The organism is Pseudomonas sp. Pdm06 (genome assembly GCF_014851795.1).
Taxonomy (GTDB): domain Bacteria; phylum Pseudomonadota; class Gammaproteobacteria; order Pseudomonadales; family Pseudomonadaceae; genus Aquipseudomonas; species Aquipseudomonas fluorescens_AA.
The window spans coordinates 251904-273745 of sequence record NZ_JACVAH010000009.1 but is presented as its reverse complement, the minus strand read 5'-3'; the positions used below and the strand labels follow the sequence as shown (position 1 = coordinate 273745).

Annotated in this window: 20 protein-coding genes; 14 read left to right on the top strand and 6 right to left on the bottom strand. The window is 57.7% G+C overall.

Annotated elements, in window-relative coordinates; translation table 11 throughout:
• Positions 1 to 12 precede the first annotated feature (12 nt).
• A complete protein-coding gene (locus tag IB266_RS16965) occupies positions 13 to 744 on the top strand; it encodes a carbonic anhydrase (protein WP_060739823.1) in 732 nt (243 codons plus the stop codon).
• Between the two features lie 92 nt (positions 745 to 836).
• A complete protein-coding gene (locus IB266_RS16960; protein ID WP_192261855.1) occupies positions 837 to 2366 on the top strand; it encodes a SulP family inorganic anion transporter in 1530 nt (509 codons plus the stop codon).
• A gap of 161 nt (positions 2367 to 2527) precedes the next feature.
• On the opposite strand, the gene IB266_RS16955 is transcribed toward IB266_RS16960, so the two are convergent.
• The gene (locus IB266_RS16955; RefSeq protein ID WP_060739825.1) at positions 2528 to 3178 is read right to left on the bottom strand and encodes a hypothetical protein; all 651 of its coding nucleotides are present in this window, start codon (positions 3176 to 3178) and stop codon (positions 2528 to 2530) included.
• A 373-nt stretch (positions 3179 to 3551) separates the two neighbouring features.
• Here IB266_RS16955 and coxB point away from each other — a divergent pair, with 373 nt between their 5' ends.
• The 4 genes from coxB (at position 3552) to IB266_RS16935 (ending at position 7949) form a co-directional block, all read left to right on the top strand.
• Positions 3552 to 4679: a cytochrome c oxidase subunit II gene (gene coxB, locus IB266_RS16950; protein WP_192261854.1), complete on the top strand. Its 1128-nt coding sequence runs from the start codon at positions 3552 to 3554 to the stop codon at positions 4677 to 4679.
• 82 nt (positions 4680 to 4761) lie between these two features.
• Positions 4762 to 6354, top strand: coding sequence for a cytochrome c oxidase subunit I (gene ctaD, locus IB266_RS16945; protein WP_063323567.1), 1593 nt, complete (start codon positions 4762 to 4764; stop codon positions 6352 to 6354).
• A 131-nt stretch (positions 6355 to 6485) separates the two neighbouring features.
• Entirely contained in the window at positions 6486 to 7037 is a 552-nt protein-coding gene (locus IB266_RS16940; protein ID WP_092167719.1) for a cytochrome c oxidase assembly protein, read from the top strand.
• 24 nt (positions 7038 to 7061) lie between these two features.
• Positions 7062 to 7949 carry a cytochrome c oxidase subunit 3 gene (locus IB266_RS16935; protein WP_103308931.1) on the top strand — a complete coding sequence of 296 codons (888 nt, stop codon included), beginning with the start codon at positions 7062 to 7064 and terminating at the stop codon, positions 7947 to 7949.
• Between the two features lie 8 nt (positions 7950 to 7957).
• Here the strand turns inward: IB266_RS16935 and IB266_RS16930 are convergent, their stop codons facing one another.
• Entirely contained in the window at positions 7958 to 8161 is a 204-nt protein-coding gene (locus tag IB266_RS16930) for a twin transmembrane helix small protein (protein ID WP_060739830.1), read from the bottom strand.
• 69 nt (positions 8162 to 8230) lie between these two features.
• On the opposite strand from IB266_RS16930, the gene IB266_RS16925 reads away from it, so the two are divergent.
• From IB266_RS16925 to IB266_RS16900, 6 genes are all read left to right on the top strand, one after another.
• Entirely contained in the window at positions 8231 to 8968 is a 738-nt protein-coding gene (locus tag IB266_RS16925; protein ID WP_192261853.1) for an SURF1 family protein, read from the top strand.
• Positions 8934 to 9527 (top strand): hypothetical protein, encoded by a 594-nt coding sequence (locus tag IB266_RS16920; protein WP_103308936.1) that lies wholly within the window; start codon positions 8934 to 8936, stop codon positions 9525 to 9527. Before IB266_RS16925 ends, IB266_RS16920 begins: the two co-directional genes overlap by 35 nt.
• 10 nt (positions 9528 to 9537) lie before the next feature.
• A complete protein-coding gene (locus IB266_RS16915; protein WP_192261852.1) occupies positions 9538 to 10617 on the top strand; it encodes a COX15/CtaA family protein in 1080 nt (359 codons plus the stop codon).
• The gene (cyoE, locus tag IB266_RS16910; RefSeq protein WP_060739833.1) at positions 10605 to 11504 is read left to right on the top strand and encodes a heme o synthase; all 900 of its coding nucleotides are present in this window, start codon (positions 10605 to 10607) and stop codon (positions 11502 to 11504) included. Before IB266_RS16915 ends, cyoE begins: the two co-directional genes overlap by 13 nt.
• Positions 11501 to 12136 carry an SCO family protein gene (locus IB266_RS16905; protein ID WP_092167730.1) on the top strand — a complete coding sequence of 212 codons (636 nt, stop codon included), beginning with the start codon at positions 11501 to 11503 and terminating at the stop codon, positions 12134 to 12136. Before cyoE ends, IB266_RS16905 begins: the two co-directional genes overlap by 4 nt.
• A gap of 751 nt (positions 12137 to 12887) precedes the next feature.
• Positions 12888 to 13250, top strand: a complete 363-nt coding sequence (locus tag IB266_RS16900; protein ID WP_192261851.1) for a DUF6124 family protein — start codon at positions 12888 to 12890, stop codon at positions 13248 to 13250.
• A 203-nt stretch (positions 13251 to 13453) separates the two neighbouring features.
• On the opposite strand, the gene IB266_RS16895 is transcribed toward IB266_RS16900, so the two are convergent.
• The 4 genes from IB266_RS16895 to IB266_RS16880 all read right to left on the bottom strand — a co-directional run bounded on the left by IB266_RS16895 (position 13454) and on the right by IB266_RS16880 (position 20233).
• Positions 13454 to 14797 (bottom strand): hypothetical protein, encoded by a 1344-nt coding sequence (locus IB266_RS16895; RefSeq protein WP_192261850.1) that lies wholly within the window; start codon positions 14795 to 14797, stop codon positions 13454 to 13456.
• Between the two features lie 211 nt (positions 14798 to 15008).
• A complete protein-coding gene (locus IB266_RS16890; protein ID WP_192261849.1) occupies positions 15009 to 16856 on the bottom strand; it encodes a UvrD-helicase domain-containing protein in 1848 nt (615 codons plus the stop codon).
• A complete protein-coding gene (locus tag IB266_RS16885; protein WP_192261848.1) occupies positions 16853 to 19147 on the bottom strand; it encodes an AAA family ATPase in 2295 nt (764 codons plus the stop codon). Before IB266_RS16885 ends, IB266_RS16890 begins: the two co-directional genes overlap by 4 nt.
• A 246-nt stretch (positions 19148 to 19393) precedes the next feature.
• The gene (locus IB266_RS16880; RefSeq protein ID WP_192261847.1) at positions 19394 to 20233 is read right to left on the bottom strand and encodes an SDR family oxidoreductase; all 840 of its coding nucleotides are present in this window, start codon (positions 20231 to 20233) and stop codon (positions 19394 to 19396) included.
• 86 nt (positions 20234 to 20319) lie between these two features.
• Here IB266_RS16880 and IB266_RS16875 point away from each other — a divergent pair, with 86 nt between their 5' ends.
• Together IB266_RS16875 and IB266_RS16870 are read left to right on the top strand one after the other, a co-directional pair.
• The gene (locus IB266_RS16875; RefSeq protein WP_318646597.1) at positions 20320 to 20730 is read left to right on the top strand and encodes a helix-turn-helix domain-containing protein; all 411 of its coding nucleotides are present in this window, start codon (positions 20320 to 20322) and stop codon (positions 20728 to 20730) included.
• A 415-nt stretch (positions 20731 to 21145) separates the two neighbouring features.
• Complete coding sequence (locus IB266_RS16870) at positions 21146 to 21841, top strand: DUF1963 domain-containing protein (protein WP_192261846.1); 696 nt, start codon at positions 21146 to 21148, stop codon at positions 21839 to 21841.
• The last annotated feature ends 1 nt before the right edge of the window (position 21842 follow it).

Below are 21842 nucleotides of genomic sequence, written 5' to 3'. Positions count from 1 at the left end.
AGAGGATGAATCATGAGTGACAAGGATAAACAGCCGTTGGCTGCGTCGGCTTCAGCCCAACCCGAGGCGGAAACCGCCGATGCAGCGCTGCAGCATATTGTTGACGGCTTTTTGCATTTCCATCACGAGATCTTTCCGCAACAGGAAGAACTCTTCAAGAAACTCGCCACCGCCCAAGCACCCCGGGCGATGTTCATCACCTGCGCCGATTCGCGCATCGTGCCCGAATTGATCACCCATAGCTCCCCCGGCGACCTGTTCGTGACCCGTAACGTCGGCAACGTCGTGCCGCCTTACGGGCAGATGAACGGCGGCGTCTCCACCGCCATCGAATACGCCGTGCTGGCCCTCGGTGTGCAACACATCATTGTCTGTGGCCATTCCGACTGCGGCGCCATGCGTGCCGTGCTCAACCCCGACACCCTGGAAAAAATGCCCACGGTCAAGGCCTGGCTGCGCCACGCCGAAGTGGCCAAGACCATGGTCCATGACAACTGTCCGTGCGGCGACGAAAAACAGACCATGCCCATTCTCACCGAAGAGAACGTGATCGCGCAGCTGCAGCATTTGCGAACGCATCCCTCGGTGGCGTCGCGCATGGCCAGCGGTCAGTTGTTCATCCATGGCTGGGTGTACAACATCGAGACCAGCGAGATCAAAGCCTTTGACGCGGACCAGGGACGTTTCCTGCCGCTCGATGGCAGCCATCCGATACCGGTGGCGACGCCCAAAGCGCGCTTCTAACCACTCCTAATCATCCTTGCATGGTTCAAGCCTTACCGCTGTTTGCGCGGTAGGGCCTCGCCATGCCTGAAGAAAACTTCGGGAGAGTCGCCATGCGTGCTGCTCAATTAAAAGCTGTTCTGCCACGGGAGCTGTTGGCTTCGGTGGTTGTGTTTCTGGTGGCGCTGCCCTTGTGCATGGGCATTGCCATCGCCTCCGGCCTGCCACCGGCCAAAGGTTTGATCACCGGCATCATCGGTGGGTTGGTGGTGGGTTTCCTGGCCGGCTCGAAGCTGCAAGTCAGTGGCCCAGCCGCCGGTTTGGCGGTGTTGGTCTTCGAACTGGTGCGCCAGCATGGCGTGGCAATGCTCGGGCCGATCCTGCTGCTGGCCGGTCTGCTGCAATTGTTGGCCGGGCGTTTTCGCCTGGGCTGCTGGTTCCGGGTCACCGCGCCTGCCGTGGTGTACGGCATGCTCGCGGGTATCGGCGTGCTGATCGTGCTGTCCCAGGTCCATGTGATGCTCGACGCGGCACCCAAGCCTTCCGGGTTGGATAACCTGGCGGCGTTCCCGGCGGCGGTGGCCCAGGCCTTGCCGTCCTTTGGCTGGCAGGCGGGGCTGCTCGGTCTGTCGACGATTGCGGTGATGTGGCTATGGGAAAAGTTTCGCCCCCACAGCCTGCGCTTCATTCCTGGCGCCTTGCTGGGTGTCGGCCTGGCGACCGTCGCCAGCCTGCTGCTGGCCTTGCAGGTCAAGCGTGTGGAAGTGCCGGAGAACCTCGCCGAGGCCATTGATTGGCTGCGCCCGGCGGACCTGCTGAACCTGGCCGACCCGACGCTGCTGATCGCCGCGTTCGCGGTGGCTTTCATCGCCAGCGCCGAAACCCTGCTGTCAGCGGCCGCCGTGGATCGCATGCACAGCGGTGAACGGGCGGACTTTGACCGGGAACTGTCGGCACAAGGTATCGGCAACATGCTCTGCGGCCTGCTCGGCGCCTTGCCGATGACCGGGGTGATCGTGCGCAGCTCGGCCAACGTCCAGGCCGGGGCCACCACGCGGATGTCGACGATTTTCCACGGCCTGTGGTTGCTGCTGTTCGTGTTGTTGCTGTCCAGCGTGCTGCAAAGCATTCCGGTGGCGAGCCTGGCGGGTGTGCTGGTCTACACCGGTTTCAAACTGGTAGACCTCAAGGCGTTTCGCAGCCTGGGCCGTTATGGCCGGATGCCGATGTTCACCTACGCCGCAACGGCCCTGGCGATCATCTTCACCGACCTGCTGACCGGTGTGCTGATCGGCTTCGGCCTGACCCTGGCGAAACTGGCCTGGAAAGCCTCACGCCTGAAAATCAGCCTGATCGACCTGCCCCAGGAAGGTGAGATGGAACTGCGCCTGGTCGGGGCCGCCACCTTCCTCAAGGTGCCGGCATTGACCCAGGTACTGGGCACCATACCGACCGGCGCGACCGTGCATGTGCCGCTCAATAACCTGAGCTACATCGACCACTCGTGCCTGGAGTTGCTGGAAGAATGGGGCCGGGCGAATGCCAGCAAGGGTTCGAAGCTGCTGATCGAATCCCGTGGGCTCAAGCGTAGGTTGGAGGGGCGGTTGCGCACGACCGTGGGGGTTGGCGCAGCGTCTGCCTGACACTCCCATAGGCAACCGCTCACTTAAGGTTTGCTTGATTCATTGTGGCGAGGGAGCTTGCTCCCGCTGGACTGCGCAGCAGGCTCGTTTTTGTGAGTGCTTCGCACTCAAGCGGGAGCAAGCTCCCTCGCCACAGGGCCGCTATTTTCTCAAGTGGCCCATCAAGCCGCCGGCTGATCCAGCTCCAGTCCCACGCCCAGACGACGGGACATGCACGGCCAGCGCTTCCAGGCCGCGCCGGTTTCCGGGCTGCTGAGCTTCTCGCGGTAGGTTTCTACCGACTCCAATGCAAACGTCTCGTCGTTGAGCATCTCATCGAACGTGTGATGGACCACTTCATCGAGTTGGTTGGCAAATGCCTCACCGATCAACTGGTGAGCGATCAGATTGGCGACCGTCATGTCCAAGGGGATCAATGGCTGGCCGAAATGCTTGATGTACAGGTCGTTGACCTCTTCGACGAACCGATGGGCCAGGTAGGCTTCGTCCAGAAGGCTGTCGAGCCCAACATGCCCGGCCATGATGGTCGGCGGCTGGAGGAAGTACTGTTCGGCAATCTTCAGTACCGGTTTGATCTGCGACTCGATACCCGCCTCCCTGGCGACATCATTGGCTGCATCCAGCAGGTCGGGTACTTCATCAATGTAGGCGGCGACAAAACGCGCCAGGACGTCGTTGGCGTTCGCGTCTGGTAATTGAATGGCTCGGTGCAGGTTCGGCAGTTGGGCCGTCAACTGACGGCTCAACTGACCGGTCTCGGCTTCGTGTTGTTGGGCTTTTTGGATCTGCTCGCGCAATGCGGCGGTGTTCATGACAACTCCAGGAAACAAAGGCAAAGAAATAGGGAAGACATAACTTAGCTGGCCCAAAAACACTCCTAAGACCTATTTTTCATAACCGCCTCATCCTTGCTGCGTCGCAGTTATATCGGTTTGCCATCACTCAGGCTCGCATCCTTCTCCATTCGTGGGCTCTAGCGCAAGCCCCCGCTGTTTCAAACGATTTACGCCATCGCGTTGCGAGGTTGCAGGTGCTGTCTATACTCGGGTTGGAATGGAGTTAGCTGATGAACCCGATACATAGGCAGCAAGGCACGGCGGTCGAGTTCGTAGTCTGATGTAGCCGCTCTCCCTTGCCGCAGGCGTTACGCCTACGGGATAACAAGAACGATAAGGGGAACCCGCAATGACGCGACATCCACACGTATGGATGGGCCTCCTGTTGTGGTCGATTTTCAGCCAGGCACAAGCGGCCTGGACTGTGAATATGGCGCCTGGAGCGACACAGATCAGCAACGCAGTGTTCGACCTGCACATGACCATCTTCTGGATCTGTGTGGTCATCGGCATCATCGTCTTCGGCGCCATGTTCTGGTCGATGATCATGCACCGCCGCTCAACCGGCCAGAATGCCGCGCACTTCCACGAAAACACCCGCGTCGAAATCCTCTGGACCATCGTGCCCTTCCTGATCCTGGTGCTGATGGCGATTCCCGCCACCGCCACCTTGATCAAGATGTACGACTCCAGCGAGTCGGACATCGATATCCAGATCACTGGCTATCAATGGAAGTGGCACTACAAGTACCTGGGCCAGGACGTCGAGTTCTTCAGCAACCTGGCGACCCCCGCCGAACAGATCCATAACCAGAGCGCCAAGGGCGAGCATTACCTGCTGGAGGTCGACAAGCCGCTGGTGCTGCCGGTCGATGCCAAGGTGCGCTTTCTGGTGACCTCCGCCGATGTGATCCACTCCTGGTGGGTGCCGGCCTTCGCGGTCAAGCGCGATGCGATCCCCGGGTTCGTCAACGAAGCCTGGACCCGTGTCGACAAGCCCGGCCTGTACCGCGGCCAATGCGCCGAGCTGTGCGGCAAGGACCACGGTTTCATGCCAATCGTGGTGGAGGTCAAGAGCAAGCCCGACTATGAAAAATGGCTGGGCGAACGCAAGGCCGAAGCCGCGCAGCTCAAAGAGCTGACCAGCAAGGAATGGACGCTCGAAGAACTCAAGGAACGTGGCGACAAGGTCTACCACACCACCTGCGTGGCCTGTCACCAGGCCGAAGGCCAGGGTCTGCCACCGATGTTCCCGGCGCTCAAGGGATCGAAAATCGCCACCGGGCCCAAGGCTGATCACCTGAGCCTCGTCTTCCACGGCAAGCCCGGCACGTCCATGGCCGCGTTCGGCAAGCAGCTGTCGGAAGTCGATATCGCCGCGGTCGTGACCTATGAACGTAACGCCTGGGGCAACAACAAGGGCGACATGGTTACGCCTAAAGAAGTGCTGGAACTCAAACAGGCGGAAAGCAAATGAGCCGGCCTGACGTGTGTTCCCGTAACCGGTCGGGGCTCATCGCCCCGCGCCGTCCAGCCCACTCGTTCGAAGGAGACAGGACATGAGTGCTGTGATCGATGACCACGGTCATGCCGGTGCCGACCACGCCCACGGCCCCGCCAAGGGCCTGATGCGCTGGGTGCTGACCACCAACCACAAGGATATCGGCACGCTGTACCTGTGGTTCGCTTTCTCGATGTTCCTGCTGGGCGGCTCGTTCGCCATGGTGATCCGCGCCGAGCTGTTCCAGCCCGGCCTGCAGATCGTGCAGCCGGAATTCTTCAACCAAATGACCACCATGCACGGCCTGGTGATGGTCTTCGGCGCGGTGATGCCGGCTTTCGTCGGCCTCGCCAACTGGATGATCCCGCTGATGATCGGCGCGCCGGACATGGCCCTGCCGCGCATGAACAACTTCAGCTTCTGGCTGCTGCCGGCGGCGTTCCTGATGCTGGTGTCAACGCTGTTCACCCCGGGGGGCGGGCCGAACTTCGGCTGGACCTTCTATGCCCCGCTGTCCACCACCTATGCGCCGGAAAGCGTGACGTTCTTCATCTTCGCCATCCACCTGATGGGCATCAGCTCGATCATGGGCGCGATCAACGTGATCGCCACCATCCTCAACCTGCGCGCCCCCGGCATGACCCTGATGAAGATGCCGCTGTTCGTCTGGACCTGGCTGATCACCGCGTTCCTGCTGATCGCGGTGATGCCGGTACTGGCCGGCTGCGTGACGATGATGCTGATGGACATCCACTTCGGCACCAGCTTCTTCAGTGCCGCCGGTGGCGGTGACCCGGTGCTGTTCCAGCACGTGTTCTGGTTCTTCGGCCACCCCGAGGTGTACATCATGATCCTGCCGGCCTTCGGTGCCGTCAGCTCGATCATCCCGGCGTTCTCGCGCAAGCCGTTGTTCGGCTACACCTCGATGGTCTACGCCACGGCCGCCATTGCGTTCCTGTCGTTCATCGTCTGGGCGCACCACATGTTCGTGGTCGGCATTCCACTGGTGGGCGAGCTGTTCTTCATGTACGCCACCCTGCTGATCGCCGTGCCCACCGGGGTGAAGGTGTTCAACTGGGCCAGCACCATGTGGCAAGGCTCGCTGACCTTCGAGACGCCGATGCTGTTTGCCGTGGCGTTCGTGATCCTGTTTTCCATCGGTGGTTTCTCCGGGCTGATGCTGGCCATCGCCCCGGCGGACTTCCAGTACCAGGACACCTACTTCGTGGTGGCGCACTTCCACTATGTACTGGTGCCCGGCGCGATCTTCGGGATCTTCGCCTCGGCCTACTACTGGCTGCCGAAATGGACCGGCCACATGTACGACGAAACCCTCGGCAAGCTGCACTTCTGGCTGTCGTTCATTGGGATGAACCTGGCGTTCTTCCCGATGCACTTCGTCGGCCTGGCCGGCATGCCCCGGCGGATTCCCGACTACAACCTGCAGTTCGCCGACTTCAACATGGTCTCGTCCATCGGCGCGTTCATGTTCGGCACCACGCAGATCTTCTTCCTGTTCATCGTGATCAAGACCATCCGCGGCGGCGAGCCGGCACCGGCCAAGCCGTGGGATGGGGCCGAAGGGCTGGAGTGGAGCGTGCCGTCGCCGGCGCCGTATCACACCTTTACCACGCCGCCGGAAGTGAAATGAGATGACACAGAGGACCTGTGTGGGAGCGGGCTTGCTCGCGAATCAGACGACGCGGTCTAACAGAAACACCGCGTCATCGTTCTTCGCGAGCAAGCCCGCTCCCACAGGGTTCAGTGCAAGGAGCCGCATCCATGGCTGATTCGATTTCGATGAAAAAACTGGTCACCCGCCTGCTACTGGTGGTGGTGGCCATGTTCATCTTCGGGTTTGCCCTGGTGCCGATCTACGACGTGATGTGCAAGGCGTTCGGCATCAACGGCAAGACCGCCGGGCAGTACGAAGGCGAGCAGACCGTCGATGAGTCGCGCCAGGTCCGCGTGCAGTTCCTGTCGACCAATTCGGTGGACATGCCCTGGGACTTCTACCCCAAGGGCGACCAGTTGGTGGTCCAGCCGGGGGCGGTGAACGAAATGGTCTTCGTCGCCCACAACCCCACCGACCGGCCGATGAGTGCCCAGGCGGTGCCGAGCATCGCACCGAGCACCGCGGCGGCCTATTTCCACAAGACCGAATGTTTTTGTTTTACCCAGCAAGTGCTGCAACCCGGCGAACGCATCGAAATGCCCATGCGCTTCATCGTTGACCGGGACATGCCCAAGGAAGTGAAGCATCTGACGCTGTCCTACACGCTGTTCGACATCACCGCTCGTCATCCACCGGTGGCTCTAAACACTGACCGATAGCGTGCCCGATAAGGAGAACAATAAATGGCAACTCACGAACACTATTACGTTCCGGCCCAGAGCAAATGGCCGATCATCGCCACGGTCGGGATGTTCGTCACGGTGTACGGCCTGGCGACCTGGTTCAACGACCTGAAAGCCGCCCGACCCGAATCCCACGGCCCGCTGATCTTTTTCGTCGGCGGCCTGCTGGTGGCCTACATGCTGTTCGGCTGGTTCGGCGCGGTGATCAAGGAAAGCCGCGCCGGCCTGTACAGCGCCCAGCTCGACCGCTCGTTCCGCTGGGGCATGAGCTGGTTCATCTTTTCCGAGGTGATGTTCTTCATCGCGTTCTTCGGCGCCCTGTTCTATGTGCGCATGATCTCCGCGCCCGGCCTGGCGGGTGAAGGCACCAAGGGCCTGTCACACATGCTCTGGCCGAGCTTCGAGTTCGCCTGGCCGCTGCTGAACAACCCCGACCCGAAACTCTTCCCGGCGCCCAAGGACGTCATCAGCCCCTGGGGCTTGCCGCTGCTCAACACGGTGCTGCTGGTCAGCTCCAGCGTCACCGTCACCATCGCCCACCATGCCCTGAAAAAAGGCCATCGCGGTGCGCTGAAAATCTGGCTGGCCATCACCGTCCTGCTGGGTTGCGCCTTCCTGGGCTTCCAGGCCGAGGAATACATCCACGCTTACAAAGAGCTGGGCCTGACCCTGGGCTCCGGCGTCTATGGCGCGACCTTCTTCATGCTCACCGGTTTCCACGGCGCCCACGTCACCATCGGCACGATCATCCTGTTCGTCATGCTGATGCGCATCATGCGCGGGCACTTCGACAACGAGCATCAGTTCGGCTTCGAGGCGGCGAGCTGGTATTGGCACTTCGTCGATGTGGTGTGGATCGGCTTGTTCATCTTCGTCTACGTGCTCTGAAGCAAACGCTACCAGGGCGCGTGTGACACCAGTTGGCCGCTGAAGAAACCCCAGGCGATCAAGCCGACGGTGACGGCGGCCAGGCTGACCCGGATCGCCAAGGCGATGACCAGGCGATTGGAACTGCTGTCGTCCTTGACCAAAAAAAACAGACCGCTGAACAGGCTGGCAATCGTGGCAATCAGCATCAGGACGATGGCTGCTTTTAGCATTAGGGACACTCCGGGGGACGCAATGCACGTGAGTATAGCTATCCCGTTCGACGGCTTTCGGACGGCGCCATGAAACACTTTCGGCCGGGCATCCTGCCGTCGCTGGTGGTCGCCGTGCTGGTGCCGGTGATGGTGTGCCTGGGGTTCTGGCAATTGAGCCGGGGCGAACAGAAACGTGTGCTCATGGACACTTACGCCGAGCGCCGCGTGGCGCCGCCGTTGGACAGCACCGAGCTGGCGCACACCACCGACCCGGCCTTTCGAGCGGTCACGCTGCAGGGCCAGTTCGACACCGAGCACAGCATCCTGCTGGATAACCGCCAACACGACGGCAAGGTCGGCGTCGAGTTGCTGCAACCGTTCCTCGACCACCGGACCGGGCTCTGGCTGCTGGTCAATCGCGGCTGGCTGCCCTGGCCGGACCGGCGCACCCCGCCGGTCTTCGTCACGCCGGAACAACCCGTCAGCCTCCAGGCCTGGGTCTATGTTGCTCCGGGCGCGACGTTCCAGCTCCACCCCGACCCGGCGGGCGCCCCCTGGCCGCGACTGGTCACTGCCATCGAGCCGGACAAGCTCTGGGCCGACCTGGGCCGCAGCGGCTTCGCCTATGAAATGCGCCAACAAAGCGGCCCCGGCGCCTACCGGACCGATTGGCCGGTGGTAGCCATGGGCCCCGAAAAACACCTCGGTTATGCCGTGCAGTGGTTCGCCATGGCGGCGGCCCTGTTCGGCCTTTTTCTTTATCTCGGATGGCACAACGCAGGGAGACACCATGGGAAGCACCATGAATCCAACCAACACGTCTGAGGCGCCCGCGGCACACAACCGTCGCAAGGGCCGCGTGCAATTGCTGCTGATCGTGCTCGGAGTGATCGGCCCGATGATCCTGGCCACCGGCATGTATAAGTTCCAGTTCTGGGTGCCCGACAGCCGCAGCTACCACGGCGAACTGATCGGCACCGGCCAGACCCGCGCCGAGATTGGCGTACAGGCCGATGAACAGCGCTGGCAGATCCTGGTCACGGCACCACAGGAATGCTCGGTGGATTGCCGGCAACTGGTGTACCTGGCCCGGCAAGTCCAAATCGGCTTGGGCCGCGAAGCCTCTCGCGCCAGCCATGCCTTGGCTATCGCGCAACCGCTCGACGCCGAGTACGACGCCCAACTGCAGCGCGAATACCCGCAATTGCAACGTTACCCACTGGACCTGCCGGCCTATCAGAAAGGCGCCCAGGGCTCCGGCGGCGCCCAGCTGTGGATCATCGACCCCCACAGCAACCTGGTGCTGCGCTACGACGCCCGGGTCAAGGGCAAGGACCTGCTCAACGACCTGCGCCACTTGCTGAAACTGTCGAACATCGGATGAGGGCATCGACATGGCCAAACCTGGATTTCGCCTCGCGCTGTTTGCCACGCTGCTGGCACTGATCGTCGTCCTGCTGGGCGCCTACACCCGGCTCACCCACGCCGGTCTCGGCTGCCCCGACTGGCCCGGTTGCTACGGGTTCATCAGCGTGCCCAAGAGCGAAGCCCAACTGGCCCATGCCGAGTTGCACTTTCCCGACACCCCGGTGGAAGCCCACAAGGGCTGGAACGAGATGGTCCATCGCTACTTCGCCGGGGCCCTGGGCTTGATGATCGTAGCGTTGGCGGCACGGTCCTGGATGAACCGCCACCGCCCGGGTCAGCCATTGAAGTTGCCGCTGTTTCTGCTGGCGGTGGTCTTCGCGCAAGCGGCATTCGGTATGTGGACCGTGACCCTCAAGCTGTGGCCCCAAGTGGTGACCGGGCATTTGCTGGGCGGGTTCGCGACGTTGAGCCTGTTGTTCCTGCTGACCTTGCGATTGTCCGGCGTGCTGCCGGCGCTGACCGTACCCAAGCGCCTGCAACACTGGGCCACCGCCGGGCTGCTACTGGTGATCGGCCAGATCGCCCTCGGTGGCTGGGTCAGCTCCAATTACGCCGCCGTGGCCTGCATCGATTTCCCCACCTGCCACGGCCAATGGCTGCCACCGGCCGACTTTGCCAACGGTTTCCACCTGACCCAGCACATCGGCCCTAACTACCTGGGCGGGCAGCTCGACAGCGACGCCCGCACCGCCATCCACTTGACCCACCGCATCGGCGCCTTGCTGGTGACCGTGGTGCTGCTGGGGCTGGCCTGGCAATTGAAGACCGTCGGCATGACCCGCCTGGCCGGGCTGGTGCTGACGGCACTGGCGGCCCAGATCACCCTGGGCATCAGCAACGTGCTGTTCCATCTGCCGCTGCCGGTGGCCGTCGCCCACAACGCCGGGGGCGCCGCGTTGCTGCTGACCCTGGTATTGGTCAACTATCACGCCCGTACCAGCCTGGTCCGGGTCAAGCATCAAGTCCCGCTGCGCTGGCGGTTCAACCCGCATAAACACGGCGCCAGCCCCCTAACAATAAAAGGAGAGATGCCATGGCAACCTTGACCGGTGAACGCCACAGCCAAGCGATCTGGCGCGATTACCTGGAGCTGACCAAGCCGAAAGTGGTGGTGCTGATGCTGATCACCTCGCTGGTGGGCATGTTCCTCGCCACCCGCGCCGGCGTGCCGTGGACGGTGCTGGTGTTCGGCAACCTGGGCATCGCCCTGTGTGCCGGCGGCGCGGCAGCGGTCAACCATGTGGTGGACCGGCGCATCGACGCAGTCATGGCCCGCACCCACAAACGGCCACTGGCCGAAGGGCGGATCTCCCCCGCCGCCGCACTGACCTTCGCTCTGGCCCTGGCGGTGATCGGCCAGGCCTTGCTCCTGGCCTTCACCAACCCACTGACCGCCTGGCTGACCCTCGCCTCATTGCTGGGTTATGCGGTGGTCTACACCGGCTTCCTCAAGCGCGCGACGCCGCAGAACATCGTCATCGGCGGCCTCGCCGGCGCGGCGCCGCCATTGCTGGGCTGGGTGGCGGCCACCGGTCATGTCAGCGCCGAACCGCTGCTGCTGGTGCTGATCATCTTCGCCTGGACCCCGCCGCATTTCTGGGCCCTGGCCATCCACCGCAAAGAGGAATACGCCAAGGCCGACATCCCGATGCTGCCGGTGACCCACGGCGAGCACTACACCAAAATCCATATCCTGCTCTACACCCTGGTGCTGCTGGCGGTGAGCCTGATGCCGTTCGTGATCCATATGAGCGGCATGCTCTATCTTGTTTGCGCGCTCGTATTGGGCGCCAGGTTCCTGCAATGGGCCGTGGTGTTGTACCGTGGCAGTCGGCCGCACGCGGCGATCAACACCTTCAAGTACTCTATTTATTACTTGTTCCTGCTGTTCATCGCCCTGCTTGTAGATCATTACTTACTGTTGAGCCTATGACTCGAACCCAGAAAACCGTCTTCATCCTCGTGGCCGTGATCGCGTTGATCCTCGGCCTGACCATCAACAAGGTGCTGTCGGGCAAAGGCCAGGGCGACCCGACCGCGCTGATCGACGCCGGCATCATCCTGCTGCCTCAGAGCCGCAACCTGCCGGACGTGAAAATGACCGACCAGGACGGCCAGCCCGTGGCAATCGATGGCTTGAAGGATAAATGGAGCCTGCTGTTCTTCGGCTACACCTTCTGCCCAGACATCTGCCCAACCACCCTCGCCCAACTGCGCCAGATCAAAAGCGAGTTGCCGAAAGAGGCTGTGGATAAGTTGCAGATCGTACTGGTGAGCGTCGACCCGAACCGCGACACGCCCAAGCAACTGAAGCAGTACCTGGGGTACTTCGATCCGCAGTTCGTAGGCCTGACCGCGTCATCCGTCGAAGACCTGCAGAAACTGGCGAATGCGGTGAGCATTCCGTTTATTCCGGCGGATACCAGTAAGCCCAATTACACGGTTGATCACAGCGGCAACCTCGCCGTGATCGGGCCGGACGGTACTCAGCGTGGGTTTATTCGGGCGCCGTTGAATAATCAGAAGTTGGTGGCGCAGTTGCCGGAGATGCTCAAGCGCAAATAACCCTCCCAGGGGCATGCCGTTCAGTCAAGCCATGCCGATTCCTTGTGGTGGGGGAAATTCCTTGTGGCAATGAAATCCATTGTGGCGAGGGAGCTTGCTCCCGCTGGGCTGCGCAGCAGCCCCCCAAAAGGCTGAACACGATCAACATGGCACAACGCGGTGGCCGGGTTCAGGGCGAGAGGTCTCCTGCCCCAATCTCTGTGGGAGCGAGCTCGCTCGCGAAAGCGGCGGGTCAGCTTGCATCAATATTGAATGTGCCGCCCTCTTCGCGAGCAAGCCCGCTCCCACACTGGGTGGTGGTGAACACAGCATCTGCAACAGCCCCCCAATCCCTGTGGGAGCGAGCTTGCTCGCGATGAAATCGACACGGTTCCAGACCAAAACAAGTCACCCGCATCGCCGACAAACCCTGCTCCTACAGACCCCACCTACACCCCACCACCAACCCACGCATCCTTGCGCCTTTGCCTACAACTACGCCAGAATCCGCCCGCTTGTGCGCCTTGTCCTGGGGTTCTATTGTTTTCCTGCCACTGCCCATCAGTGGTCGGGTTTAGTAGCCCGGTTAAGGATACGGTCGCATGAGTCTCATCAGTCGGGCATTGCCCGCACTCGATGGTGGCTGTGCGCATGGCGCCTTCGGGCGCGCCGGGTTTTCCGTTGTCCTACCGGTCTACTAACTTGCGCACAGCTGCCTCCCTTTCGTTTAGTAGCGAGACGGTAGCGGCCTACTAACAAAGGAAACGTGAAAATGTTCAAAGCAACTCCAAATCCCCCAGATGCAGACCCCACCCCGCAATCCGCAAAATCCAAAGCCAAGCAGCAAGACGAAACCACCAAACGCGTGCTCGATCACTACTTGCTACCGAAATCGGAAAAATCTCAAGACGACCCCAAACCGGGCCAGCTATTCACCGTCGTGAAAGGCCTCGATAACGAATGCTTGCTCGCTAATCTCAGTGAGACGCTGGCTTCGGCTGATGCCATGGTGAGTGATCTGGCGTTTGATCTGGATGGATCAAGGCGTCATGTGGCGCAGGGGATTCAGCAGTTGATTGAGCTGAGTTCGTTGCTGGCGAATCGGGTGTTGGATAACGTGGAGCCGGGGCGGTAGTAAACGGTTCCAAACGAAAACCCGGCGTTTCGCGTCGGGTTCTTTTTAGTTTTTGCATTCATCCTCTTCACAAGATGGGACTATCGAGGCGCTGTGTTGGATGGCTGCGCGCCTTGCGAATAGGTTATGCCCCAAACCTATCTACATATGTAAAACGGGTTGCTTGCGGTATACTTTCGGCGACCGAGAGTATAGCCTGCTCTTTAGCGTTCTTCAGCTTCGTCAGCCCCCTCATAGTAATCAACCAAGCCTCCCGTAATTTCACCAATCTCAAACTCGCTCAAAGCCGTGGTGCCGAGTAGCAAGGTATTCTTTATTTCGATGCTAAACGCAATATCACGACCTGGAACATCATGTTCTTTTCGATGATCGCCGCTAGCAGAGCCAGCAAAAACAACCTTTAACCCAGCATCAAACATGATAGAGTCTAAATCACCAATCTCAACCTCATCGTATATAGTGTCTGATTCTGCGATGGGGCCTGATAACTCCTCACCTTGCAGCATGTCATACTTGTTATTTTCGCAAATATCCCTGCACACTTCTTCTACCTCATCCTCGGTAATGAATTTATACTCTAAACTTTCAAAAACTGAAATGACATGATCGAATAGCAGGTCGGCCCCCAAGTTCTCGCCATCTGCCCCTTCAGCTTGCACAATATTTTCAAGGCTTGAGGCAAGATATGCAGGATCATAGTAAATATATATAACCTTTGATAGCGTTTCGTTATTGAAATTCTCATCAAACATCAACGAATGGAAGTTCTTATAGCCAAACACCGCTGCTACGACTTCCCCTAGTCCAGCCAGAGATAGATGAACACCATCTGCATTTAGGCTTTCCTCGATAGTAAGCATGAAGCTATACGATGAGGGGAAGCGGTTTGACGCCTGTGCCGACTTTAATTTAGCAGTCGCTACAGTAAATCGCTGCCTTTCGATTATCGCATTCTGCTGCTTTTTCTCTTCTTCTAATTGAGCTTGGGTAGCTCGGCTTTTGGCTTCCATCGCTGCGGCTGTTGCTGCTTCAGATGCAGCTGCTGCCGCTTCGGCGTTTTCTTTGAATCTCACACTTCTCAGCTTCAATTGCTCGATTATCTCTTTTCGGCGATCAATATCTAATTGGACGTTCTGCTCCAAAAATTTCTTGTCTGGATCTGCAAGTAACTTTTGTCTATTCAGGGTTTCCTGTTGCTTAGTCTTACTCAGCTCAATTAATACTGCTTGTTGGTGCAGTCGATCATTTGCAAATTTCTGTAGCGATTTCAGCAACAATGAAAGCCAAGGAAAAGCGAACAAAAATAGGGTCGTCATAAATAAAGGAATGACGACTATTGTATTGAGCGCTAAGAAATCAGTTTCTTTTAGGTATCTGCTGAACGCGCTAATCCTATCTGTCGCTGTTCCCTCACCCCATAATAGGATTGCCAAGTGACTCCAGTTACAGACTATCCATGACCCTATGAACGCACCGATGAAAGGATCGTCGACCTTTGTCTTTGTATTTCCGGAGATTGACTCCAATATATCGTCGAGAAATTTCATTCCGTACGACCTACATTCTGACATTCAAAATTCGACATGGCTGCCCTCTCTGATGAGTATGGCGATATTGGGAATAATCGATACCGTCAAATACTTGTAACTACATATCAACTGCGCCCCCCCTTTAAGCGAAGGAGTAATGCTTCAATGGCCGCTTTCGGCGCAAGCTGAACCTTCCCCCCACTCTGCTCTCAAGTCTAAGGAACAAACCTCACAAGATTTCCACTTCACTCTCCTGAAGCCAGCCAGCAGCAACGACATTTTGCTTTGCCAATGTTGGGTGGGGCGTATAGACGACAATCGCCAAGCTTTTTTCGGCCCGACTACACGTCACGTAAAGTAGTCTGCGAGTACGTGCTAGCGCGTTGTCCTTACCGTCACGTTCGTTGTCCCGGTCAGTCTTAGACGGTTCTTTTATACCCAGCAATTTGTCGTAGCTGAATAAAAATCCGCCTGCTTCCTCATCGTTAATGACAACCATGACCCGTGGAAACTCCAACCCCTTCACACCTTGGTGTGTGCCATAGGGCGAGAAGCCATCTGCATAACTTGCAAAGGCTGCCAGCTCGGAAAACGGACGCTCAAGGAATAGTTGATAGGAGTAGGTGATCATCGCATTCGTATCCTCCGGATCTGGAGCCTCATCCGGTGCTCCCAACACCATTGCTGCAATCAGATTGTCAGGGACATCAAGTAGCTGGGTTTGCAAAAGAAGCGTTGCGATTTCGATCAGTTTTGGATCGTTTTTTTCGAAAAGAGAAAGCAGGTCACGCGTCGCCTCCTCTACACGCTCCATGTGGGCCATTTGATCGCCTGTGGATTGCAAAACGTCCCTGCTGAGCAAGGGGGAACGAGAGCGTACGGCTTCAAGCAAAAGGTAGTTATCGTCCTTTGCGATAAGGATGGGAAGAACGCCCTCGCTGAACACACGAAGTGCGGGCAGAGTCCCGTCCAGCAAGCCTGTTTGAAGGCGCTCAACTGCGTACAAAGCCGTGAACAGCTTCTCGAATCCCATCCGCCGTCCAGCCATCTTATGTTCGAGGATCAAGGTCTTTCGACCGTCAGGGCCTGTAGCCCATTCGCCGTCGCCGGTGATCGCAGCCATGGAGTTAGCGATGTACTCCTCAAGACTTGGCGCGTGTCCTTGGCTTTGGCTAACGCAGTACATGCGTACTACGCCTTCAATAGCGTCAGGTTTTGGGATCTGCTGGTGGTTGTCAGCGGTGCGCCGAATCACATTGATAAAGTCCACCACTCTACGAGGGCAGCGGCGATTTACGGTCTTCTCAGGTTTCAACCAGTAGGCCGGTATCGCTTTATCAAGGCGCGTTACTCCGTGGCCGTAAATTTGTTGCATGGTGTCGCCTAGCAGTCCGAGGCAAAAACGTGTTTGGGCCAGTTGCTGGACTTTCAAGAAAGCCTCCATTACCGGAGCATGAGTGTCTTGGCTTTCGTCGATCAATACAACTGGATAGCGGTCTACTAGGACATCCAGCAAGGGGCGTTCAGGAGCGAATGTTGCTACTAACTTGATGACCTCATCGTGATTAAGCGCTTGCCGTTCACTGTTGTCCCCTGTGGGGCTGTATATAAACTCTGTAATTTCGTCGAGAGTCTCAAGTCTGCGCGTTTTGCTTTGTAGCTTTCGTTTGTTTCCTCGAGAGGTTTTATTGTCTCCTTTCGAGCGAGCGAGCTCGCCCTCGATCTTCTCAATATCCTGGGCTAGCTTAATCCTTAACCACTCTCTGATTTCGTTGTCGAAACCTTGGATTAGACGCCAGCAGAAAGCATGAATGGTCGAGACCTCCACGAGTGGGTCAAACTCCAGCCTCCGAAGAATCTCGTCGCAGGCTGCGTTTGTATATGTGATCACCGCTATGCGGCGACCCTCGAACGTCAGGCGTTCTCGCTCGCGCCTTTTGAACTCCCGGATAGCCTCGACGAGTGAATGGGTTTTCCCTGAGCCAGCACCAGCGTAGAGAAAGAAACTCTTCGGATCCGTCAGGTTCAGGCAAGCCTGCATCGTGGTATCGGCATCTCCGACGGCGGCCTCGCTCATGCTGTCACCTCCGAGCCCTCGGGCGGAATTACCAATAACTCTTTTTGCTTGCTTCGCAATTTGGACTCAAGCCAGTTGAGACCTTCATTGATGTAGGCGGGGATTTCTAGGCTGGAAAATTTTTCGTCACCCAGAACGAGCAACACGAACTCGGCTTTTTTTCCTTCGCGTAGTTCTTTGAAAAAGCCCTCCCCGATAGCTTGTGAAGTTTGAGCTTCATTCAAAACTCTAACGAAAGCCTTCATCAAGCCAGTACCATCAGTCTTTTTCGCAAAGTGACCGACATTGCTAAGTACAAAGCTGTCTTCAAAGGTATTTGGAAGAGCTTGTATTGCCTCACCAGTAGTGGGTATGTGGGTGGAAATAGGAGTTTGGTACGCGATGCGTACCGAATACAAATCGTCGATTAGATGCTCTTTCTGGTTCGCCGGGAGCGCTAGCAATTCATCCACAGTGCAGCCCAGATGCCTCAGCTTCATCCAGCTACGCAATGTCGGATTGTTGGTAATCTGATCCGCGTTTCTTTGAACTGGTCTTGCAGCTTTATTAAGCCCCGCATCAAGATCTGTAATAACTAGGGTGAGGATGCCAAGGGCGTCAATTAAAGGTCTTAGTCGGTGTGCGTGACTTCCACCAATATCAAGGATTGTGATGTAGCAGCGGTCAAGGAATGGAAACCTATTCCGCAAAAAATGCGGCAGCATCATTCGCTCTGCTGAGCCCTCGACCAAGATTACTGCGTCGGCGAAGAATATATCTGCGTGCTGTGCCCGCAAATATCTGATTACGAACCCCTTCGTCTTTGCTCCTTCACCGAACACGTTAGAAAGATTACAGACCGTAGACACCGGTACTCCGACACCATACATCCCAGCTGGGAGTCGCCTAAAGTACCTTAGGTTTTGGTACTCCACTTCATGTGTTACATGGCTGGAGTGTGTGCTCACCAAAAGCTGCGTCTTTAGATTTGGGTAGCGTTCCAGCAAATCGTCTCGGCATAGAACTTGGTAGGCGTGTCGCACGAACACTTGTTGCACTTGTACATGAAGGTGGGCTTCAGGCTCCTCGATGAGCACAAGGTGGATGGGCTCAACACGGTCTATTGCTTCCGTTCCGGCGGCTCTAGTTTTTTTTAACCACTCATCCCTAAAACCCATCAACCGGAAAATCATAGATATCAGGTTTTGATATCCCAACCCGTTAGCGGTCTCTGGTAGATGAAGTGCAGGAGCCCCCGGGGCTCCCTGAATTGAATCCAACTCAAAGAGAACGGCCGCCTCATGGTTCATGCCGTCAGTTGCCGCGAGGCGACTTGCCACTTTGATACGTGGATCATTGCGACTGGGGTAGCCCAACCCTTCCACCTCTCTAATAGCAGGCTCAAAGCTGCTGCTGAGCCTGCTATCGAAGGCTAACTGGGCCGCTTCTATTGCCCGCAACGCTTCAAGATCTGAAATATCTGGGCTGTCGTGTGGATCGAGGTGTCGGGAGTAATAGGTTCTGAGCTGTTCCGAGAGTTTTCGAGGGCCGCTGGGTTTGGTGTTATCACCTTGACTGTCGTCCGAATGGTCGCCAAATCCCCGCTGTGCATTGATCTCATGTACTCGAATCAATCCACTGAGGGGATTGCGTTCCAGAGGCAAAGTAGTAGGACTCAATTGCTGCATTTGAGCCATTCGAGTCGACTTGTCAGGATTTTTAAGTTGTTGTGGATCTAGGCGGTACCAACGAACCTTGAATTTGTCTCCCATCCGACGGTTCAAGTAATCATGAAGATTCTGGGGCCATAGCGTGAGCGGGCAACCAGGCGGGTCTTCCTTCGCTAGAACACCCTCAAGCTTAGCAACCCTATCCCGCTCCTTGCGATAGTCCGTGTACAGCGCCTTCATGTCATCTGGCTCAAGCAAGAATCGCATTCCCACAAGCCCCCCGCGCCATGCAAAGCTGGGTATGAGATCGCGTATGAAGTGAAACTCTCCTTGATCTGCCAACAGCCAGATGTCCAGACTAGGGAGCCAGTCGGCCCAGTCTTTAGCGGTAGGAATTTCAAAATTTTCTGGCGGGTTCTCCCATTCCTTACCAATCTCATCCAGCTTAGCTAGATGACAAAGAGTCAGATCCTGGAGCCGAAAAACAGAAGCTTTCGAAACCAAAAACCTCCGTAGTGCCAGCATGGCAGAGGATTTGCCACTGTTGTTTGCGCCTACAAGCAGCGTGGTCTCTTTAGCGAAGTCTATTCGCACAGAAAGCAGCTTTCGGAAGTTAGATATCTCTACGTACTGTATGCGCATGATCGTCCTTGAAAGCCTGGGCGGTATCAGTTTGATATCAATGTAGCTAGCTGCCTATAACAGTCAAGGAAAGAAACATGGAGCCAGGTTTTCTGTTCTCTAAAAATAGGAATAGGAACAGACGTATTTTCATAAATGCATCTGCATACACAGCGACTATCCGCTCATGAATCGCGCCTCCAACGCTGCGTGCCGGTCGATGTCGACCGGCACACCTGTCCACTGTCCTGGCCTTGGTTTGGCTGCTTAACCCAAAGACTCCGCAACCGACGCAGTCCCCCGCCCAATCAACCGCCCCAACACCCCACTCTCATCAAACAACGCCCCTTTCGCCGCCGCCGCATCAGAATCCGCCAGCAGCGCCGCCAACCCCACCGGCAACCCCATACTGATCAACACCGCCTCAAACTCAGCCTGCGGCAGGTTCTGATAAACCACTGGCTTACCGGTTTTCTGGCTGATCAATGAGGCCAGCTCGGTCAACGTATAGCTGCTATCCCCCGCCAGTTCATAGACTTTGCCCGCCTGCCCTTCAGTAATTAGCACCACCGCCGCGGCTTGGGCGTAGTCGGCACGGGGGGCGGAGCTGATTCGGCCCTCCCCGGCGCTGCCGAGCAGGACGCCATGTTCCAAGGCGCTCGGTACGTTCGCCAGGTAGTTTTCGGTGTACCAGCCGTTGCGCAGTAATACGTGGGGCACGCCCGAGGCTTTCAAGGCGGCTTCGGTATTGCGATGTTCAGCGGCCAAGCCCAAGGTGGAGGTGTCGGCGTGCAGGACGCTGGTGTAGGCCAGGAGCGTGACACCTGCGGCCTTGGCGGCATCGATCACGGCGCGGTGTTGGACTGCGCGATTGCCCAGTTCATTGGAGGAGATCAACAGCAGTTTATCGACGCCTTTGAGCGCGGCAGTCAATGTGGCCGGTTGGTTGTAGTCGGCGGTGCGTACCACCACACCCTGTGCGGCCAGGTCCTGGACTTTGCCGGGGTCTCTGACCAGGGCGACGATTTGCTCGGCTGGCACGCGTTCGAGCAGGGACTGGATAACAAGACGGCCCAGTTGGCCGGAGGCTCCGGTGATGGCGATCATGACAAATACCTTGATGGGAAAAGGACGAAAAGCCATCCTAGGGACCAAGGTAACTTTTTGTAAGTACGTACATAAAGGTAAGTATCGTGAACACACCCGCCGGAAATTCCGAGCCGTTTAGCGCCGCTGTTCGACGCGGCGATGTACTGAGCGCCGACTGCCCTTCTCGCGAGGTCCTCAAGCACATGACCAGCCGCTGGGGCGTGCTGGTGCTGGTCATGCTGCTGGGCGGGATGCACCGCTTCAGCGAGCTGCGCCGCAAGATCGGCGGGGTCAGCGAGAAGATGCTTTCGCAGACCTTGCAGGGGCTTGAAGCGGATGGGTTGGTCGACCGCAAGTCGTTACCGGTGGTGCCGCCGCATGTGGAGTACCGCTTGACGCCGTTGGGTCGGGAGGCGGCTGAGCATCTTGAGGTGATGGTGAATTGGATTGAGGAGAAAATTCCGCAGATTATGGCGGTGCGGCGGAGTCGGTTGGGGGGTGAGGCGCAGGAGTGATTGAGCAAATAAGGGGACAGATTTATTTTCAGATTTAACCCTTCAAAAGCATTCGCATGAATGCGTGCTCCTGCTTCCCCACCTTCTGTAGGCCAAGCCAGGACCTAAGCACCGCACCCCAAGCCACGCATCCTCACGCCTTTGCCTACAACTGCACCAGAATCCGCCGACTTTGCAGCCTTGCCCTCAGGCTCTATCGTTTCCTTACCACTGGCCGAGCCGGTATCGATGACACTCAGGTACGCTAGAAACCCTCGGGAAAGTCATTGGCCCAGGGGACTGGAGGAGGACCCACCCTTATCCGTGAAGAACGCTAATGTGGCCTAGCTCGGGCAGAAAAGCGCTGCTATCCACCCTCGTACACTGCCCATCTGCGGCCTTAATACCTGTAGTAAAAAAGGAGGTTTACATCGCCATGGACATCCAGGAAATCAAGCAACGCCTGGCCCGCCCCGCCGTGAAGCTCATTGCCGGCGGCTTTCGTCCTGCCGGCACCGATGAAGAAAGCTGGCTGGGCAACGTCTTCCTGTTCCGGCCTGATGAAAGTGTACCCACCAATCAGGCGGGGCAACCGTTGCTCCCCTATGCGCAGTTTTACCTGCCTGCCCTGCCCATCCACAGCCCGCTGCTGGCGGGAGTTCGTATATTGACGGTGTTCATTTCAAACCCGTTCCCCGAGCACTTTGAGCCCATGGGGAATAATTGGGTCATCCGCGAATATGGGCCGGATGATGTGCTGGTGCGCAAGTCTTTGCCGGTGGCAGGTGCATTCCTCAAACCCTTCCCACTGAAAGCGCAAGCGGTGCCGGAGGACTTTCCACTGTGGGATGGCGGTGGTGTCCCGGAGGACCTTGAGCAAGCAATCCTCACGCTGGAACGCGCGGGCGAGATACAGAGCTATTACGACTTGGTCACCCACACCTACGAACACAAGTTCGGCGGTTACCCTTCGTTTTGCCAGTCGGGTGTTGATCCGGGTGAAGGCTTCGAGTTTGTGTTCCAGATATCATCGGATGCGAAGATCAATCTGAATGTGGTCGACAGTGGGAGCCTGATGTTCTGGAAGCACAATGAAACTGGGGAGTGGGTGCTTTATTACGATTTTTACTAAA

Bases quoted from the DNA above. Each gene is read 5' to 3' on its own strand.
- IB266_RS16890 (WP_192261849.1), bottom strand. From the start codon at position 16,856: ATGAGCGAGGCCGCCGTCGGAGATGCCGATACCACGATGCAGGCTTGC.
- coxB (WP_192261854.1), top strand. From the start codon at position 3,552: ATGACGCGACATCCACACGTATGGATGGGCCTCCTGTTGTGGTCGATT.
- IB266_RS16955 (WP_060739825.1), bottom strand. From the start codon at position 3,178: ATGAACACCGCCGCATTGCGCGAGCAGATCCAAAAAGCCCAACAACAC.
- ctaD (WP_063323567.1), top strand. From the start codon at position 4,762: ATGAGTGCTGTGATCGATGACCACGGTCATGCCGGTGCCGACCACGCC.
- IB266_RS16960 (WP_192261855.1), top strand. From the start codon at position 837: ATGCGTGCTGCTCAATTAAAAGCTGTTCTGCCACGGGAGCTGTTGGCT.
- IB266_RS16885 (WP_192261848.1), bottom strand. From the start codon at position 19,147: ATGCGCATACAGTACGTAGAGATATCTAACTTCCGAAAGCTGCTTTCT.
- IB266_RS16905 (WP_092167730.1), top strand. From the start codon at position 11,501: ATGACTCGAACCCAGAAAACCGTCTTCATCCTCGTGGCCGTGATCGCG.
- IB266_RS16940 (WP_092167719.1), top strand. From the start codon at position 6,486: ATGGCTGATTCGATTTCGATGAAAAAACTGGTCACCCGCCTGCTACTG.
- IB266_RS16895 (WP_192261850.1), bottom strand. From the start codon at position 14,797: ATGAAATTTCTCGACGATATATTGGAGTCAATCTCCGGAAATACAAAG.
- cyoE (WP_060739833.1), top strand. From the start codon at position 10,605: ATGGCAACCTTGACCGGTGAACGCCACAGCCAAGCGATCTGGCGCGAT.
- IB266_RS16900 (WP_192261851.1), top strand. From the start codon at position 12,888: ATGTTCAAAGCAACTCCAAATCCCCCAGATGCAGACCCCACCCCGCAA.
- IB266_RS16870 (WP_192261846.1), top strand. From the start codon at position 21,146: ATGGACATCCAGGAAATCAAGCAACGCCTGGCCCGCCCCGCCGTGAAG.
- IB266_RS16935 (WP_103308931.1), top strand. From the start codon at position 7,062: ATGGCAACTCACGAACACTATTACGTTCCGGCCCAGAGCAAATGGCCG.
- IB266_RS16965 (WP_060739823.1), top strand. From the start codon at position 13: ATGAGTGACAAGGATAAACAGCCGTTGGCTGCGTCGGCTTCAGCCCAA.
- IB266_RS16880 (WP_192261847.1), bottom strand. From the start codon at position 20,233: ATGATCGCCATCACCGGAGCCTCCGGCCAACTGGGCCGTCTTGTTATC.
- IB266_RS16925 (WP_192261853.1), top strand. From the start codon at position 8,231: ATGAAACACTTTCGGCCGGGCATCCTGCCGTCGCTGGTGGTCGCCGTG.
- IB266_RS16920 (WP_103308936.1), top strand. From the start codon at position 8,934: ATGGGAAGCACCATGAATCCAACCAACACGTCTGAGGCGCCCGCGGCA.
- IB266_RS16930 (WP_060739830.1), bottom strand. From the start codon at position 8,161: ATGCTAAAAGCAGCCATCGTCCTGATGCTGATTGCCACGATTGCCAGC.
- IB266_RS16915 (WP_192261852.1), top strand. From the start codon at position 9,538: ATGGCCAAACCTGGATTTCGCCTCGCGCTGTTTGCCACGCTGCTGGCA.